Origin of the sequence: Arthrobacter sp. S2(2024) (assembly GCF_036662515.1) — a bacterium.
GTDB lineage: Bacteria > Actinomycetota > Actinomycetes > Actinomycetales > Micrococcaceae > Arthrobacter.
Genome location: NZ_JAYKZI010000001.1, coordinates 311,840 through 326,910 on the forward strand (window position 1 = coordinate 311,840; position 15,071 = coordinate 326,910).

Annotated in this window: 15 protein-coding genes; 13 read left to right on the forward strand and 2 right to left on the reverse strand. The window is 63.6% G+C overall.

Annotated elements, in window-relative coordinates; all coding sequences use genetic code 11:
- Positions 1-39: 39 nt before the first annotated feature.
- A complete protein-coding gene (locus VLA65_RS01345) occupies positions 40-840 on the reverse strand; it encodes an IclR family transcriptional regulator (RefSeq protein ID WP_332601568.1) in 801 nt (266 codons plus the stop codon).
- A gap of 48 nt (positions 841-888) precedes the next feature.
- On the opposite strand from VLA65_RS01345, the gene VLA65_RS01350 reads away from it, so the two are divergent.
- From VLA65_RS01350 to VLA65_RS01365, 4 genes are all read left to right on the forward strand, one after another.
- Positions 889-2,229 carry an MFS transporter gene (locus VLA65_RS01350; RefSeq protein ID WP_332601569.1) on the forward strand — a complete coding sequence of 447 codons (1,341 nt, stop codon included), beginning with the start codon at positions 889-891 and terminating at the stop codon, positions 2,227-2,229.
- Entirely contained in the window at positions 2,222-3,493 is a 1,272-nt protein-coding gene (locus tag VLA65_RS01355; protein ID WP_332601570.1) for an FAD-dependent oxidoreductase, read from the forward strand. The genes VLA65_RS01350 and VLA65_RS01355 overlap by 8 nt, the downstream gene beginning before the upstream one ends.
- A 109-nt stretch (positions 3,494-3,602) precedes the next feature.
- Positions 3,603-5,039, forward strand: coding sequence for a flotillin family protein (locus tag VLA65_RS01360; RefSeq protein WP_284991740.1), 1,437 nt, complete (start codon positions 3,603-3,605; stop codon positions 5,037-5,039).
- An 8-nt stretch (positions 5,040-5,047) separates the two neighbouring features.
- The gene (locus VLA65_RS01365; RefSeq protein ID WP_284991741.1) at positions 5,048-5,290 is read left to right on the forward strand and encodes a hypothetical protein; all 243 of its coding nucleotides are present in this window, start codon (positions 5,048-5,050) and stop codon (positions 5,288-5,290) included.
- A 90-nt stretch (positions 5,291-5,380) separates the two neighbouring features.
- Here the strand turns inward: VLA65_RS01365 and VLA65_RS01370 are convergent, their stop codons facing one another.
- Complete coding sequence (locus VLA65_RS01370) at positions 5,381-7,273, reverse strand: polysaccharide deacetylase family protein (protein ID WP_332601571.1); 1,893 nt, start codon at positions 7,271-7,273, stop codon at positions 5,381-5,383.
- A 372-nt stretch (positions 7,274-7,645) separates the two neighbouring features.
- On the opposite strand from VLA65_RS01370, the gene VLA65_RS01375 reads away from it, so the two are divergent.
- The 9 genes from VLA65_RS01375 to VLA65_RS01415 all read left to right on the forward strand — a co-directional run bounded on the left by VLA65_RS01375 (position 7,646) and on the right by VLA65_RS01415 (position 15,067).
- Positions 7,646-8,884, forward strand: coding sequence for a glycosyltransferase family 4 protein (locus tag VLA65_RS01375; protein WP_332601572.1), 1,239 nt, complete (start codon positions 7,646-7,648; stop codon positions 8,882-8,884).
- Positions 8,881-10,320: a UDP-glucose dehydrogenase family protein gene (locus tag VLA65_RS01380; RefSeq protein WP_332601573.1), complete on the forward strand. Its 1,440-nt coding sequence runs from the start codon at positions 8,881-8,883 to the stop codon at positions 10,318-10,320. The genes VLA65_RS01375 and VLA65_RS01380 overlap by 4 nt, the downstream gene beginning before the upstream one ends.
- 194 nt (positions 10,321-10,514) lie before the next feature.
- Positions 10,515-10,769, forward strand: a complete 255-nt coding sequence (locus VLA65_RS01385; RefSeq protein ID WP_113990580.1) for a TetR/AcrR family transcriptional regulator C-terminal domain-containing protein — start codon at positions 10,515-10,517, stop codon at positions 10,767-10,769.
- Between the two features lie 271 nt (positions 10,770-11,040).
- The gene (locus VLA65_RS01390) at positions 11,041-11,307 is read left to right on the forward strand and encodes an uberolysin/carnocyclin family circular bacteriocin (protein WP_059388033.1); all 267 of its coding nucleotides are present in this window, start codon (positions 11,041-11,043) and stop codon (positions 11,305-11,307) included.
- A 4-nt stretch (positions 11,308-11,311) separates the two neighbouring features.
- Positions 11,312-11,872: a hypothetical protein gene (locus VLA65_RS01395; protein ID WP_332601574.1), complete on the forward strand. Its 561-nt coding sequence runs from the start codon at positions 11,312-11,314 to the stop codon at positions 11,870-11,872.
- 10 nt (positions 11,873-11,882) lie between these two features.
- Entirely contained in the window at positions 11,883-12,491 is a 609-nt protein-coding gene (locus tag VLA65_RS01400) for a hypothetical protein (protein WP_059388035.1), read from the forward strand.
- 36 nt (positions 12,492-12,527) lie between these two features.
- Positions 12,528-12,935: a hypothetical protein gene (locus VLA65_RS01405; RefSeq protein ID WP_306963990.1), complete on the forward strand. Its 408-nt coding sequence runs from the start codon at positions 12,528-12,530 to the stop codon at positions 12,933-12,935.
- A gap of 6 nt (positions 12,936-12,941) precedes the next feature.
- A complete protein-coding gene (locus VLA65_RS01410) occupies positions 12,942-14,471 on the forward strand; it encodes a hypothetical protein (protein WP_332601575.1) in 1,530 nt (509 codons plus the stop codon).
- A complete protein-coding gene (locus VLA65_RS01415) occupies positions 14,423-15,067 on the forward strand; it encodes an ABC transporter ATP-binding protein (protein WP_332601576.1) in 645 nt (214 codons plus the stop codon). The genes VLA65_RS01410 and VLA65_RS01415 overlap by 49 nt, the downstream gene beginning before the upstream one ends.
- Positions 15,068-15,071: the final 4 nt, after the last annotated feature.

The window sequence follows — 15,071 nt, forward strand, 5'->3', positions numbered from 1 at the left end:
GGGTGGGTCACGGCTTGGGTGGGTCACGGCTTGGGTGGGTCAAGGCTGGGACTCGGCCGGATTGGCCGCGATATCGATCTCCAATTGGCGCTGGGTTTCCCGCATGATACCCACAAGACCAGCATCGAAGAGCCTGCGGAACCGTGCCACGGGAGTAGCTACGCTCAGCGCGCCCACGGCGACGCCCCGCCCGTTGTGGAGAGCCACCCCCAAGGCGCTGATCCCTTCCTCGGTGCCTTCGAAATTCGCCGCGAATCCGTTGCTCCGGATCGTCTCAAGCTCGCGCAGGAAAGCCGGATATTCGGCGTCGGGAATGTTGTCGCCGCCGATCTCCGCATTGTGGCTGCGGAACAATTGCTCGATCATGGCGGGCTCCAGCTCTGCCAACAGCGCCTTGCCGCCCGAGGCTTTGTTCGCGGGCAGGACGGTTCCCTGCCTGTCGCCGACCCGCAGGGCGTTGGTCCCCTCCACCGTGGCCAGGAACCTCACCTTGGTTCCCACGCGAACCATGAGATTGACGGTCTCATTGATCCGCCCACTCAGGAGTTCCATGTGCGGCTTCGCCACCGTGCGAAGCAGCCGGCTCCAACTGAGTCCTGCCGGTCCAACCCCCATGGCCGGCCCGGGCACGTAGCGGCGGGTCTCGTCCTGGACCGCGAACCCCCGGTAGACCAGCATGGCCAACAGCCGGTGGGCTGTGGAGGGAGCAACACCCAGCTCCGCGGCGGCGTCCTTGAGGCGCAGGCTGCCGCCGTCGCGCAGGAGCTGAAGGAGATGCAGGGCGTTGTCCACGGCCTCAATGGAATAGGCCGGTTTTTTGCGGGCTGGAAGATTCTGCACGACAGAATTCTATTGGGCTGCATAACCAAACGGCCACACAGTGGTGGGATGAATCACACACCATCCGCTGCAGCGCCGGAGCGGACCCAAGACGGCGTTCACCACCTCCCCAGGGCCTCCGCCCGGCTCTCCAAGCGTTCCGCCGCCGCTGTCCTGGTCTGCTGGTTGCTGGTGGTTTTCGACGGCTACGACCTCATCGTCTACGGCACCGTCCAGAGCGCCCTCATCACCGACACCGGCTGGGGGCTCACGAAAGCCACCGCCGGCACGGTCGGCTCGATGGCGTTCCTCGGCATGATGATCGGAGCCATCTTCGCCGGGAGGATGTCGGACAGCTGGGGCCGCCGCCGGACCATCATCGCCTGCGCCGCACTGTTTTCCCTCTTCACCATCTTGTGTGCGTTCTCCCCGAACGCGTTCGTCTTCGGGGGTCTGCGCTTGCTGGCGGGCATCGGCCTGGGCGGACTTGTTCCCTCAGCCAATGCCTTGGTCGCGGAACTGGTCCCCGCCAAATGGCGGTCCACCATCGCCACGCTGATGATGTCCGGAGTGCCGATCGGCGGCTCGATCGCCGCGGTGGCCGGCATTCCGCTCATTCCCGCTTTCGGCTGGCCGGTCATGTTCCTGGTGGCCGCTGTGGCGCTCCTCGTGGTGGTTCCGCTCGGCATGCGCTTCCTCCCGGAGACGCTCCCAGCGACACTCGAGGAAACCCTCCCGGCCGCCAAGAACGCGAACCAAACAGGCGGCTTCAAGTCCCTACTCCGTGCCCCGTACCTCGGCATGAGTCTCCTGTTCGCGGTCTCCACCCTCGTCACGCTCTTTGCCTGGTACGGCCTGGGCACCTGGCTGCCGAACCTGATGCAACTGGCCGGCTACAACCTCGGGTCAGCCCTGACCTTCGCGCTGGCACTCAACCTCGGTGCGGTCGTCGGCTCGGTGGCCACTGCGTGGGCGGGAACCCGCTTCGGTCCGATCCCGACGGCGATCGCGGCAGCCGCCGTCGCCGCCGTCGCGCTGGCCGTACTGGTGGCGGGTCCGCCCGTGGGGCTTGTCTACGTCATGTTGGTGCTGGCGGGGGTCGGCACCCACGGAACCCAATGCCTCATCATCGCGGCGGTGGCCAGCCATTACCCGGCGCATTTGCGGGGCACAGCGCTTGGCTGGGCCCTCGGCGTCGGGCGCATCGGCGCGGTCGCGGCACCCCAGGTAGGCGGGCTGCTGCTCGCGGCCGGCCTGGGCGTCAACTCGAACTTCCTGGCATTTGCCGGGGCCGCCGCCGTCGCGGCCATCCTGCTCGGCGCCATCGGCACCAAGATCAAGACCGCGAAGATCACGGCCGCCAAAAACCAACCCACAAACACCACCTCTGTAGGAGCTAGCAATGTCTGACCGCAAAACGTCCACCGAAGTCCTCGTCGTCGGCGGAGGGATGGCCGGCCTTGCCGGCGCCCTGGCCCTGCGCGCAAACGGCGCCGAGGTGACATTGGTTGAGCGGGCGCCCGAATTCGGCGAGGTCGGGGCGGGACTGCAGATGGCCCCCAACGCCTCCCGCGTCCTGAAGCGTTGGGGCCTCCTCGGGAAGGCGCTCGAGATCGGCGTCCGCCCCAAGCACTTGGTGTTCCGCGACGCCCTCACCGGTGAGGAACTCACCCGGCAGACCCTCGGTGGCGAGTTCGAAGAGCGCTACGGCGCCCCGTACGTGGTGATCCACCGCAGCGACCTGCACCGGATCCTGTTGGAGGCCTGCCAGGATGCCGGCGTGCGCCTCGTGAACGACGTCGTCGTCGAGAAAGTCAAGACCGTGAACCACCGCGGCGTGGCGCACACGTCCAGCGGCGATGTTTACGAGGCCGACGTCGTGATCGGCGCCGACGGCCTCAAGTCCACGCTCCGCGCCGCCGTCGCGCAGGACGGGCCGGTGTCGTCGTCGTACGTCGCGTATCGCGGAACGGTGCCCATCACGCCGGAGACCCCGGCCGCCGATCTCGAGGACGTCGTCGTCTACCTCGGTCCGGACTGCCACCTCGTGCAATACCCGCTGCGCAAAGGCGAGCTGCTCAACACCGTGGCTGTTTTCAAGTCGCCCTCGTTCGAGCGCGGTGAGGAGCAGTATGGCGGCGTCGACGAACTCGAGGCGGCTTACAAGGACTGCATTCCGGCGGTACAGCTTGCGCTGCGGAACCTTGCGACAGGCATCCGCTGGCCCATGTACGATCGCGATCCGATCGAGAACTGGATCCACGGCCGCCTGGTCCTGATGGGCGATGCCGCACACCCCATGCTCCAGTACTTGGCCCAGGGAGCCTGCCAGGCGCTTGAAGACGCCGCGGTCCTCCAGGACTCCACCGTCGGCTCCGTGTTCAACGACGACGGCGTGGACACCGCTGCTTGGGATCGCGCCGTCAGCGATTTCAACTCAGCCCGCGCGGCGCGGACGGCCCGCGTCCAACGCACGGCGCGCGTCTGGGGAGAGTCGTGGCACGTGTCCGGCGTCGCACGCGTCTTGCGGAACCTGCTGTTCAAGAGCCGCAAGGACGGCGACTTCCAGTACAACGACTGGCTCTACGGCCAAGAGGACGACGGCGTTCCGGCGGTCCCAGCCGACGGCACCGGCGAGATGAGGACAGTATCGCTCGCGGGAACGCACGCCTAGCAGAATCCGTTGTGTCAATTGTAGGTAAACAAATTGCTGGACTCCTGGAGCAGACCGAAGCAGACTGACTACACGAGCCGCTTGGGTGCTTGCCGTTGAAAGGACAGTCATGTTCGACCTCGTTGCTTATCTCCCGATTCTCGTCACCGTATTGGGGGTAGTTGTCGCCGTTACCGTTATAAGGCTTCTCATCAAATTGATGTGGAAGGTGGCTGAACCAAACGAGGCATTGATCATTTCCGGCCTGACTCGGGGAAGTTTGGACACCAGGGACGGAATGGATTTCAAAATCGTCACGGGAAAGGGCGCCTTGGTGGTTCCCGGGCTCCAAACCGTGAGGACGTTGTCCCTGACGCTGAATGAAACAGAGCTCCAGGTCAACTGCGTGACCTCGCAAGGCATCCAAGTGATCGTGGAGGGCGTGGTGATCTACAAAATCGGTGACGCTGCGCCGTTTATTGCGAACGCCGCGAGGAGGTTTCTCGGCCAACAGCCCAAAATGGAAAGCCAGGTCTACAACGTTTTTGAAGGGCATTTGCGCTCGATCATTGGCAGCATGACCATGGAAGAAATCATCCGCGAGCGCGACAAACTCGCCTCGTTGGTCCGCAGCGCAAGCGGCATCGAAATGGAAAAGCTTGGCTTGGTAGTTGATTCCCTCCAAATCAAGGACCTCCAGGACCCCACGGGCTACATCCAGAACCTGGCCAAACCGCACATTGCGCAGGTCAAAATGGAGGCCCGCATCGCCGAAGCCACCAGGAACCGCGAGGCCGCGGAGAAGGAGGCCGAGGCAGCCGCCCAGATCGCGGATGCCCAGAGCATTTCGGCGATCAAGCAATCAGCGGCCCAAGCCAATGCTGAAACCGCGAGGGCCAACGCCGCGCAGGCCGGTCCGTTGGCAGACGCCACAGCGCGCCAGCAAGTGGTGGTCCAGGAAACCGAGGTGGCCAAGCTGGAGGCGGACCGCGAAGAGCAAAAGCTCCAGACGTCCATCCGGAAGCCCGCCGATGCAAAGGCGTACGCCCAACGCACCGAGGCGGAAGCCCAAAAGGCCGCCGACATCAGCGCGTCCGAGGCGCGGGCACGGCGAACGGAACTCGAGGCTCAAGCGAACGCCCGCAAGGTGGAAGTCGAAGCCCAGGCCAACGCCACGGCGGCCGCCGCCATCGCGGGAGCCACGAAGATCACGGGTGAAGCCGAAGCCGCGGCCACCCGGGCCCGCGGCGACGCGGCAGCCTCGGCCATCAAGGCCAAATCCTTGGCGGAAGCGGACGGCATCAAGGCCCGCGCCGAGGCTCTCGGAACCAACCAAGAGGCCGTCATCTCCCAACAGCTCGCGGAGAACATGCCGGCGATCGTGGCAGCCGCGGCTGAACCGTTTGCCCACGTGGGCAACCTGACCGTCCTCAACGGCGGCGAGGGCCTCAACAGCATGGTGGGTGGGATCCTGTCCCAAGTGGGCAACTACCTGCCATCGATCACAGCTGCGCTCAAGAACGGCAAGGAACCGCCCAAGCGGCCCACCAAAACCCCTGATGCATAGGGACACCGATGCACAAAGAGGTTGATCGGAGCCTGACGGGCAAAATCGGCAGGGTCACGGGTCGTATCGGGCCAGGCACTGTGGGGGAAGTGATGCTGCCGTTCCACGGCGGTACGAGCGCCTTCCACGCGCATCCATTCGACAAGAGCAGTGTTTTCAACGTGGGTGACGAGGTGCTTGTCATCTACTATGAGCCGCCCGGGACCGTATTCGTTGACGAGTTGCCGGACGTCCTGAAGGCTGCCAGATAGCGCGACCGCCAGCCGGCGCAATAGAGAACCCGACAAAAAGCTGAGGGCGGCTAGTCAGCCGCCCTCAGCTTTTTGTCACTGATCGATTGCTCAGCCCAGCGGCGGAGCTCCTACGCTGTCGTACATCGCGTAATCGTCGGTGGTGACCGATCCGTTGCTGAACAAGCTCAACCCGAAACTGATGGCCGTGGCCCCGGCGGGTAGTGCCGGCGTCGTGAAGCTTGCCTGTGTGTAGGTAGTCGCGGTATTCAGCCACGGTCCGGAGGTCCAGTACACCCAGTTGTTTGAGGCGTCACGGTAATACAAGGCGAACTGTGTGACGGCTGTAGAGGTGTACCAAACACGCACCGAATAGGTGTGTCCGGCGATGGCCGCAGGTGGGCAGGTACTGGTGTCCATTGTTGGAAGCAGTTTCGCGTCACCACTGGAGTATCCCGTGATGGTGAGTTTCTCCGCTTTGGTACCGGTGTGCGCGGTAGCAACCGTGCTGAACGTCGCGGTGTTGGTGCCGTATCCGCCGGCCTGCCAGCACTGCGGGAACGAGCCCGTACCGGCCGTTTCAAGGCTGGGGTTCTGTACCAGGTTGCCGCCCGCTGGTGGCGGCGGAGGAGGCGGTGGCGGGGTGCCGACGTCGAACATCTCGTAGTCGTCGGTGGTGAGCGTGCCGTTGCTGAACAGGTTCAACCCGAAGCTGATGCCGCTGGCGCCCGTGGGCAGTGGAGGCGTTGTCCAGGTGGCCTTTTGGAAGGTCGTGGCCGCTGAGAACCAGGGGCTTGATGTCCAATACTTCCAGGAGCCTACGCCGATCCGGTAGTAGAGCTCGAATTGGGTGCTTGTGGTCGATTTATACCAGGCACCGATTGAATAGGAGTTCCCGGGTGTCGCCGTGGGCGAGCACCCGCCTAGGTCAAGGGTAGGCAACAGCTTGGCGTCGCCGTCGACATAGTTGGTGACCACGAGCTGTTCGGCGACTTTTCCGGTGTGCGCCTGCCTGACGGTGGAAAAAGCTGCCGTGTTGGTGCCATAGCCTGCTGCGGCCCAGCACTGCGGAGCCCCGCTGACCAAGGTTTCAAGGCTTGGGTTCTTGATCAGGTTGCCCGTGCCCTCCGGTGGCGCCGGCGGTCCCGAGACAAGCGGCTTGACGGTTCCGCCGATCACTTGGGCCACCGTCTTGACCGTGGTGGTTGCGGGCCTGGACTTGAGCCACGTGGCGAACTGGTTGAACAGGGTCGGGGTGATGTTCAGCGGATCCGTGCTGGTAGCTGAAATATGGTGGAAGGTGAGCTGGACCCACCCGCCTGCGGGCTCCGCCTGGGTGACCGACTTTTGCAGGTCCGCCAGGGTCCAGGTGTTGTCCACTTCATCCGGGGCCGCCGTGTTGTACGGGTTGGCAGGAGGGATGGTCTCCGCGAGCGGGCACCCCGCGCAGCTGAACCGCGTCTTGATGTCACCAAGGTTGCGGGCGCTATTGAGCCCGCAGTTCTTGACGACGGTTTCGAGGGATGCGTTCTCGGCAGCGAACGGATACGCGAAGTCAGTGATCGTGAATCCAAGGTTTGTGAGGTTGACCCTGTCGTTGCAAATCTGGCGTGTTGCCTCATCCAACGTCACGGTGGTCAGGTCCGGGTGGGTAACAGTATGGCCGGCAATCTCATTGCCGTTTGCCACAAGGCCCTGCATGTCGCTTGTCGTCAGGTAATTGGGGTTGTTGATGAATCCGGACGGCGTGAAGAAAGTACCCACCAGGCCCAGGCTCTGCATGGTCTGCGCGGCGTTGAGTTGGTCGGCATTTGCGTCGTCAAAGGTCAAGGTGACGACGGTTGGATTAGCGGCTTGGGCTGCGGGTGCGGTGATGCCGGCGGTGACGCCGGTGAAAGCAAATACCACCACAACGGTGGAGAACCACGTAAACCATTTACCGGGGATCGTCCCTTTAAACGTCCGGTGCTGGTCAACCTGGTCAGTACGGTTGAAGAGTTTCATAGGGTCTGGCTCGATTCTAGACAACGGCCTGGCCGGACATACGGGCGGCGCAGGGTGAATCACCCAACGTTGTTCAGCATGTGAGGGCGCGCCGCCCAGTCATCGCCCGCTTGCCGAAATACCCCGGTGCCCGGGACAAGCCCCAGTCATGGCCACGAGGTTCACTACCGTTGTCACCGTAAGGCGGGCCGACATGGGGGAATAAGAGTAAGTCCTACCCGTCTTTGAGCTGCGTAATTACCTAGATTTGCGCATGTTCGGTCGCTACGGATCCTCCACTCGGGGAAGCAACGTCAATTTGTTAACCAAACCTTCCCCTTGCGGTCACGCCCATTCCCCCGCTTCGCCAACCGCCGCGCACACCGTGGAGGGGTGAGGATCGCTATCGTTGCCGAATCATTCCTGCCGCTCATGAACGGGGTCACGCACTCCATCCTGCGGGTGCTCGAGCATCTGCAAGAGCGCGGCGACGAAGTGATGGTGATTGCGCCGTCGACGTCGGACACTGCTGTCTCGGACGTCGTGAACGGCGCTTTTGTCCACCGCCTCCCCTCCGTGCCCTTGGCTGGATACACCAATGTGCGGGTGGCGTTGGGCGGTGTGAGCCGGGTCAAGAGAATCCTTGCCGACTACGCACCCGACGTTGTCCACCTCGCATCGCCCTTCGTCCTCGGGTGGCGGGCTGTGCAAGCTGCGCACCAGCTCGGCATTCCGACGGTTGCCATCTACCAAACCGAGGTCCCCAGCTACGCCGCCCGCTATGGGCTCCCCATGCTGGAGAACTGGGCGTGGAACCGGGTGGACAACATCCATCTTCGTGCAGACCGGACACTGGTCCCGTCCACGTTCGCGCTCAACCAGTTGCGCGGCCGCGGGATCCTCAGGGTGGGAATGTGGCGGCGCGGTGTGGATACCGCGCGCTTCTCCCCCACCAAGCGCTCGACGGCGTGGCGCACCTCCGTTGCGCCCCACGGAGAGCGCATCATCGGCTACGTCGGCCGCCTCGCGATCGAGAAACAAGTGGAGGACCTCGCCGTGCTGGCGGACCTGCCGGGAACCAGGCTTGTCATTGTGGGCGACGGTCCGCAACGCGCCGCCCTGGAAGCAGCGCTGCCGAATGCCTTCTTCACCGGGTTCCTCGGCGGCGACGAATTGGCCCAAGTCGTGGCGGGCTTCGACCTCTTCGTCCATCCCGGAGAGTTCGAAACGTTTTGCCAGACCATCCAGGAGGCCATGGCCTCCGGCGTTCCCGTCGTGGCCACCGGCCGGGGCGGTCCCCTCGATCTCGTGGAAAACTCGCGCACCGGCTGGCTTTACGAGCCAGGAGACCTCGCGCAGTTGCGGGCCTACGTGCAGGACTTGGTGGGCGACGACGCCAAGCGACGTGCGTTCGGAACGGCGGCACTCGCTTCGGTCCAAGGACGGACCTGGCCGGTGCTGAGTGCCCAACTCGTCGAGCATTACGAGGCGGTAATCGCGGGGGAAGCGCTCGTAGAACCGGCCGCCGCTCCCAGCCACCCGGTTCAGGCGTCCGAACTTCGGGCGTCCGAACTTCACGCGGCAAAGCCTGCCACCATTTCCGTGACTTCCAGCAAAGGACTCCCCGCATGAAAATCTCCGTTATAGGCTGCGGCTATCTTGGCGCAGTGCACGCCGCCACGCTCGCGTCGATGGGCCACACCGTGGTGGGCATCGACGTCGACGCCCAGAAGGTGGCCCACCTGAACAAGGGTTTCGCGCCTTTCCACGAACCCGGCCTCGACGAACTTCTCCGCGACGGCTTCGCTACCAAGCGGCTCACGTTCTCCACCGATTTCGCCGACGCTGCCGGCGCCCAGACGCACTTCCTCTGCGTGGGCACTCCGCAGTCCAAGACCTCCGATACGGCGGACCTCTCCTACGTGATCGCAGCCACGAAGAGCCTGCTTCCGCACCTGGCGAGGGGCGCCGCCGTCGTCGGCAAATCCACCGTTCCCGTGGGAACAGTGGACATGCTCCGCGGCATCCTTGCCCGCAGGCCGGATGTCCTGCTCGGCTGGAACCCCGAGTTCCTGCGCCAAGGCACGGCAGTGAAGGACTCATTGGTCCCGGATCGTTTGGTGTACGGCGTGCCGGGCGGCAAGGACTCTGCCGCGGGCGCCCCTGTCACGGCTGCGCTCGACGCCGTCTACGAACCTCTGATTTCGGCCGGGATCCCGCGGCTGGTCTGCAACTTCGCGACCGCCGAGCTCATCAAGTCCGCCTCCAATGCGTACCTCGCCACGAAGCTCAGCTTCATCAACGCCATCGCCGAGCTTTGCGACGCTTCAGGGGCCGACGTTACCGAGCTCAGTGAGGCGATGGGGCTGGATCCGCGCATCGGCAACCGGTACCTCCACGCTGGACTGGGTTTCGGCGGCGGCTGCTTGCCGAAGGACATCCGCTCGTTCCGCGCACAGGCACAAGCGCTGTCCGTGCCTTCCCTCGACGAGTGGATGGGTGTGGTCGATTCCATCAATCTGGGCCAGCGCGCCCGCGCCGTGGACGTCGCCCGTGACATGTGCAAGGGCTTCCTGTCCGGCCGCACCGTCACCGTGCTGGGCGCGGCGTTCAAACCGGACACCGACGACATCCGTGACTCCCCCTCCCTCGACGTCGCACTCCAACTCGCCGCGGCCGGCGCCCACGTTACGGTGACGGATCCCAAGGCGATCAACAATGCCTGGATGCGCTATCCGCAGCTCCGCTTCGAAGCGTCCACCACTCGCGCGCTCGAAGGCGCCGAGTTGGTCCTGCTGCTCACCGAATGGGACGAATACCGCGCCCTCTCGCCCGCCGCCGTCGGCTCGCTCGTACGACGCCGGATGGTCCTGGACGCGCGGAACGTCCTGGATGCTCGAGCATGGCGGGCGCAAGGCTGGACGGTTCGCGGGCTCGGAACCGGCTCCTACGATGAGACTTCGGAGCCGCTTACCGAAGCCAAACCTCCCGTCGTTCCCGTCGAACCGCTCAACACACGCCCGTTCATTGTCGGTTCGCCGGCCAAGGCACCCTCCACGCGACGGTAGTCGCGTGGTTCATCGTGTATTCGGGGCTTTGGGGTGTAGTGCATCGGTGATGACGAGGGAGACGTTCTGCCCACCGAAACCGAAGGAGTTGCTGAGCACAGCCTGCTGAGGGACGTTCCGTCGTTGGATGGCGACGTCGAGGTTGATGTCGGGAAAACCTCCCTGATGGCACGGGACTCGCACTCGCGGCCGGAATCGCCAAGGCCGAGCTCGCCCCCGTGGTCGACGAGCACCTCCAACTGCTGTTCCGCCAATCGGAGCGCTTCGTGACCCAGCTTGTCGGCAGCCGGGGTTGGAGCCTCAAGCGACCCGTCGACGTCGAAGCCAGGACATTCTGGAGCGCCGCACTTGGTGCCGCACTCCTCGCACACGCCGGGGCGCACGGCACCGGCGCAGACCTCGACCTCGCCGGGACATTGACGGTCCACGACCAGACCGGCCACGTCTAAGTTCCTTAGCGTTCCCAGGCCGAGAACGGCTCTCAGTGTTTTTGCCCGGATTACACGTAGACGGGCCACCGCGCACACGGAGATCCGGCTTATTCACACTGAGAAACGGCCTTTTGCACACGGATTTTTCCGTTTTTTACACGGAGACGCCAATTTCACCGAGAGAATCTGAATCGTGGATGGCCTTCCTTTGAGGAGGGTCACCACTCTTCAAGGCCAGCGAAACCGTTGGCCGTTCTACTCGAGAAATGGGGTTGTAGTGGAATCAACAATGACGAAAAGGACCGGCCTTCAGGCTGCGGCCGCGGCTGCGCTGGCCGTGGTTGGCATCTTCGGCGCGAGCTTGGCCGTTTCATGGATCGCGGGGTCCCTTGGGATCTCTGCCGCGGCGGCGTCCCAGATCATGCACGCCATTGAGGTCGGAGGCTGGGCTCTCGTTGTCATCGGCACAATTTTCGGGGCAGGAATCACGGGTGCCTTGATCGCAACGGCTCGAGGCATCCTCTTCCGCATCGGCCGGGCGCAAGCAGTCGCCTAAATCGATGCTTGCTAAGACAGCACGCGTGCTTGGGGGCATCCCTGGATGGTTGCTCCCAAGCACGGGCCTCGCCATGGCAGCCATAGCCGTCTTCGGCTACTCGGCTGTGGACCTGTCCTGGATCCGGGACGCCAAGGACATGGGTGGGAGTCCCCTCTACAGCAAAGACTTCCTCCAGATCCTTGGGCGAAACGTCGGTGCGGCCTTGGTGCTCTATTCGGGGGTCGCGACCCTCGGGCTGACCACGCTTCTCGGAGCCGGAATCCTGGCGCTGTATGTCGGGGCGACGGTATCCCTCGGGGTGCATTCCGTCGGCGGTGCGGGCCTGGTTGCGGACGTGATGTGGTACGTCCCGTTCGAGTTCGTCGGCCTGGTGATGGCGGCGACCGCCGGATTCCAGCCCGCCGCGGGCCTGGCTCGGAGGCTGCTGTTGAAGAACGAGCCTCCAACCCTGAGGTCGTTCATCGACGACATGGCCCGTTCCCTCGGCACTTTGCTCATTGCCATCGCCCTGATAGTCCTCGGTGCCGTCATCGAGGCCATCGTGATTCAGCTCAAGACCTGAGGAGGAATTCATGACCAGCACGGAAGACGGACGGAAGTCCGAAACCGTCATCAGCGTCGCAAAGGTCGGAAAGTTGCGTCCCGAGCCGTCCTCAGCCAGGGAATGGGTCTCGACGTCCCGGGGTCTGTGGATCGCGGGCTACATCCTGCTCATGGCTTTGGTGGCTCTGCGGCTTCCCCTGACCAGAAAGTATCTCAACGCGAACGTTCCGGCGGACGTGCGCTCGGAAATCGGGGACGATCGCCTCCTGAGCCTCTCCATGACCGTGGGCACCGTTTTGTTCTTCCTTGTCTACGCCGTGATCATCGCTTTGTACTTCTCGCTGGCCGCGTTCTTGGACAAACGGGTGATCCCGGGAAAATCGGTGCTCGCGGGCCGCTTCAAGATCGGGGCCTTCTTTGTGATCGCCATTCTCGCCACGATCCCGGTGAATCTCTTCAGCGTGGCCTTTGGTGTCATCCAACCGCGGGAAATCCCCGGATATTGGGCCTATTTCCCCTCGATGGCCGTGCTGGCCCTGGTGATCTTCTACCGACATTGGCGCGAGTTTTCCACAGGCAGGAAGATCCTCGTTGTGCTTTCGGCCATGGGTCTGTCAACAATAGTCGCCATCGGCTGACCTTCCTCAACCACCACCCACGGACAGAAATTCTCAATGACTACTCAGCTCTTCGGCCTGCTTCTACGAATCGTGGGCCTCCTGGTCGCTGCATTCTCCTGCATTTCAGTCGGCCTGATGTGGGCTTCTCCCGCCCCGGAAGGCCTCAAGAACATAGATCCCCTCGCCGTGAAGAACACGATGGTCACCGTGCTTCTCGTCTTCGGAGTGGCGGCACCCTTGATTGCGGCCTTCAGCAAGGCCGGGAAATGGCTACCGCTCAAGGCGGCCGTTTTCGCCGTCGCCGGTTTCGCCAACGCGGCGGCCCTCAGCCCGGTAATAGTCGTCCCGTTCCAGGGCACGACGTCGGCCATCGCCGCGGTCTGTGCGCTCGGCCTCGCGGTCCTCACCATTGTGGCCTTCATGGACTCAGTCCAGAAGAAGAGTCCGCGGAGCAAGTTCTAGGCGCCGATGAGGACCGAAACCCCACCCGCCGACGTCGCAGGCCAAGCTTCTAACGCCAGCGTCCCTGCTGTGTCGGTCCGGAGGTCCGATTACCGAATCCTGCGCGACTTTCGGGCTTTCGAAATCGTCAATGCGATGCGTTTGCCGCTCACGCTGGACGGTTTCAGGGCCCTCGCGATCTTCGGATCGATCGCCTTGGTCCTGCTCGGAACAATGGTGTTCGCATCCACGATGTCTGTTCTCCGCGACGGCCCGCTCCGCCAAGACACGGCTGCTGTGCTCAACTGGGGATTCCTCGCGATCCTCTACTCCGCGGTCGCCTCAGTTCTCACCGAGGTAGTTTCAAGCCGACGGCTGGCAGTATCCGGCACTCCGCATTTGGAGCTCTTCCGGGCGATGGAACTTCCCCTCCCGCAGGTTGTGGTGAGATACGGTCTGGTCCCGGCGTTCCGCCGCACGGGCATCCTTTGGTATTCGGCCGCGGTATTCCTCCTGGTCTTCTTCGAGGAATCGCCGAGCTACTTTGGCGTCGTGGCGGCTTCGGCCTCCGTCCTGGCTCTCGCCTCCTGTGCGTGCGTCTACTGCGTCCTCCATTTCGCTTCAACACCTGCACGAAGGATGGGCCTCCATTGGCGGTATGGCGTCGTGGCGCTCATCCTTGGATTGTTGCTCGGGGCTGCCACGGGATTTCTCCTGCCTCAGCTCTCCCGGCTCGGCGGCCTCGCCGGGGACCCCTCGCGCTTCCTTCCGGCGTTGTACTCCCTGGCAGCGGCCGCGTCCGGGACATTGATCCTGCTCAGCATCCGTGCCTGGCGCCGCCTCAGCTACCGCAGGATTTCTTTCAATACGGAGCGGAGCGGCAGCCAACGGCCAGCGACAAGCTTCGGGCTATTCGTTGTCACTGATCTGTTGAGCAGCAAACAGGGCTCGGTGATCGCCACCATCGTCCTTGCCTGGATCGCCGTCGTTGGCATCCTCTTGGGAGCGAGGGGCGTCTTCCCCCTGCAGTCGGCTCTCGGCTCCGGAGAGCTGCACAAATCCTTGATTGGTGCCGCCGTGCTCCTGAGCCTCGGCGTCACGGAACCGATGCTCTATCGGATCGGGCCCACCGCGAAGCTGTACCACTACCGCTTCGCATGGGAGAACGGATTCTCCGCCACCGCGATCGTTGTCCGGCTCGTCGGAATCTACGTCATGGCGGGGGCGGCCATCGGTGGATTTGTTTTCCTAGGCGCATTTCTCGCCCTGGACCTTCCGGCTCCTGGTGCTGTCCTCGCGGGTTTGATCGTCGCGGCGTCCGGAGTCGTCGCGGAATCCCTCTCCCGTCCGCCAACCACCACTGACGGGACCAAGTCCAATGACGTGATGGACGGCCTCTTCACACTCCTCCTGATTTCTCCATGCTCGCTCATTCTTGTTGTCAGCCCCGAGTTCAGCACCGTGCTGTTGTTGGGCTATTCCATCCTCTTGATCCTGGGAGTCGCCGTATGCCTGCATCAACGTCTTTTGAGGCTTCGATCGAAATCGATTCTGTAACCGCCGGCTACCGGCAAGGCACCCCTGTCCTGGACGGACTCAGTCTCAGCATGAACGAGCCCGGGCTTTACCGTGTGGCCGGCAGCAATGGCAGCGGGAAATCGACGCTCCTGGAGCTCATCAGCGGTTTCCTCCAACCTTGGGCCGGAAGCGTTCGGCTTTCCGGTATCGACGCCAGCTCACCGGACGCGCGCCACGTACGGAGCGTCTGCCGTACGACGCCGGCGCTCTACCCCTCCATGACGGTTCACGACCATCTGGCTCTGGCGGCACGTAGCCGTCAGGTCGGTCCGGAGGCCGGGCTCGCCCGGCTGGCCAAGTATGGACTGAAGGACTGGGTGGAGCAGCCCGTCTCCATGCTGTCCACGGGCAATATCCGGAAGCTCTGGCTGCTCATGTGCACTGTGGCCGACACCCCTGTGGTCGCCATCGATGAGCCTTTCAACGGCATGGACGTTCGAGGCATCGAGGCCCTGATCGACGAGCTCGGCGACTGGGCACAGCACAAAGTGGTTGTCCTCATTTCGCACACAATTCCGGAGCAACTGACCGTTAGGCATTCCTTCGTCTTCAAGGAGGAAGGAGCAATCGCGTAGACCG

What these genes read in the sequence shown, in the direction of transcription:
- VLA65_RS01350 (WP_332601569.1), top strand. Translation starts at nt 889, where the DNA reads ATGAATCACACACCATCCGCTGCAGCGCCGGAGCGGACCCAAGACGGC.
- VLA65_RS01355 (WP_332601570.1), top strand. Translation starts at nt 2,222, where the DNA reads ATGTCTGACCGCAAAACGTCCACCGAAGTCCTCGTCGTCGGCGGAGGG.
- VLA65_RS01360 (WP_284991740.1), top strand. Translation starts at nt 3,603, where the DNA reads ATGTTCGACCTCGTTGCTTATCTCCCGATTCTCGTCACCGTATTGGGG.
- VLA65_RS01365 (WP_284991741.1), top strand. Translation starts at nt 5,048, where the DNA reads ATGCACAAAGAGGTTGATCGGAGCCTGACGGGCAAAATCGGCAGGGTC.
- VLA65_RS01370 (WP_332601571.1), bottom strand. Translation starts at nt 7,273, where the DNA reads ATGAAACTCTTCAACCGTACTGACCAGGTTGACCAGCACCGGACGTTT.
- VLA65_RS01380 (WP_332601573.1), top strand. Translation starts at nt 8,881, where the DNA reads ATGAAAATCTCCGTTATAGGCTGCGGCTATCTTGGCGCAGTGCACGCC.
- VLA65_RS01390 (WP_059388033.1), top strand. Translation starts at nt 11,041, where the DNA reads ATGACGAAAAGGACCGGCCTTCAGGCTGCGGCCGCGGCTGCGCTGGCC.
- VLA65_RS01395 (WP_332601574.1), top strand. Translation starts at nt 11,312, where the DNA reads ATGCTTGCTAAGACAGCACGCGTGCTTGGGGGCATCCCTGGATGGTTG.
- VLA65_RS01400 (WP_059388035.1), top strand. Translation starts at nt 11,883, where the DNA reads ATGACCAGCACGGAAGACGGACGGAAGTCCGAAACCGTCATCAGCGTC.
- VLA65_RS01405 (WP_306963990.1), top strand. Translation starts at nt 12,528, where the DNA reads ATGACTACTCAGCTCTTCGGCCTGCTTCTACGAATCGTGGGCCTCCTG.
- VLA65_RS01410 (WP_332601575.1), top strand. Translation starts at nt 12,942, where the DNA reads ATGAGGACCGAAACCCCACCCGCCGACGTCGCAGGCCAAGCTTCTAAC.
- VLA65_RS01415 (WP_332601576.1), top strand. Translation starts at nt 14,423, where the DNA reads ATGCCTGCATCAACGTCTTTTGAGGCTTCGATCGAAATCGATTCTGTA.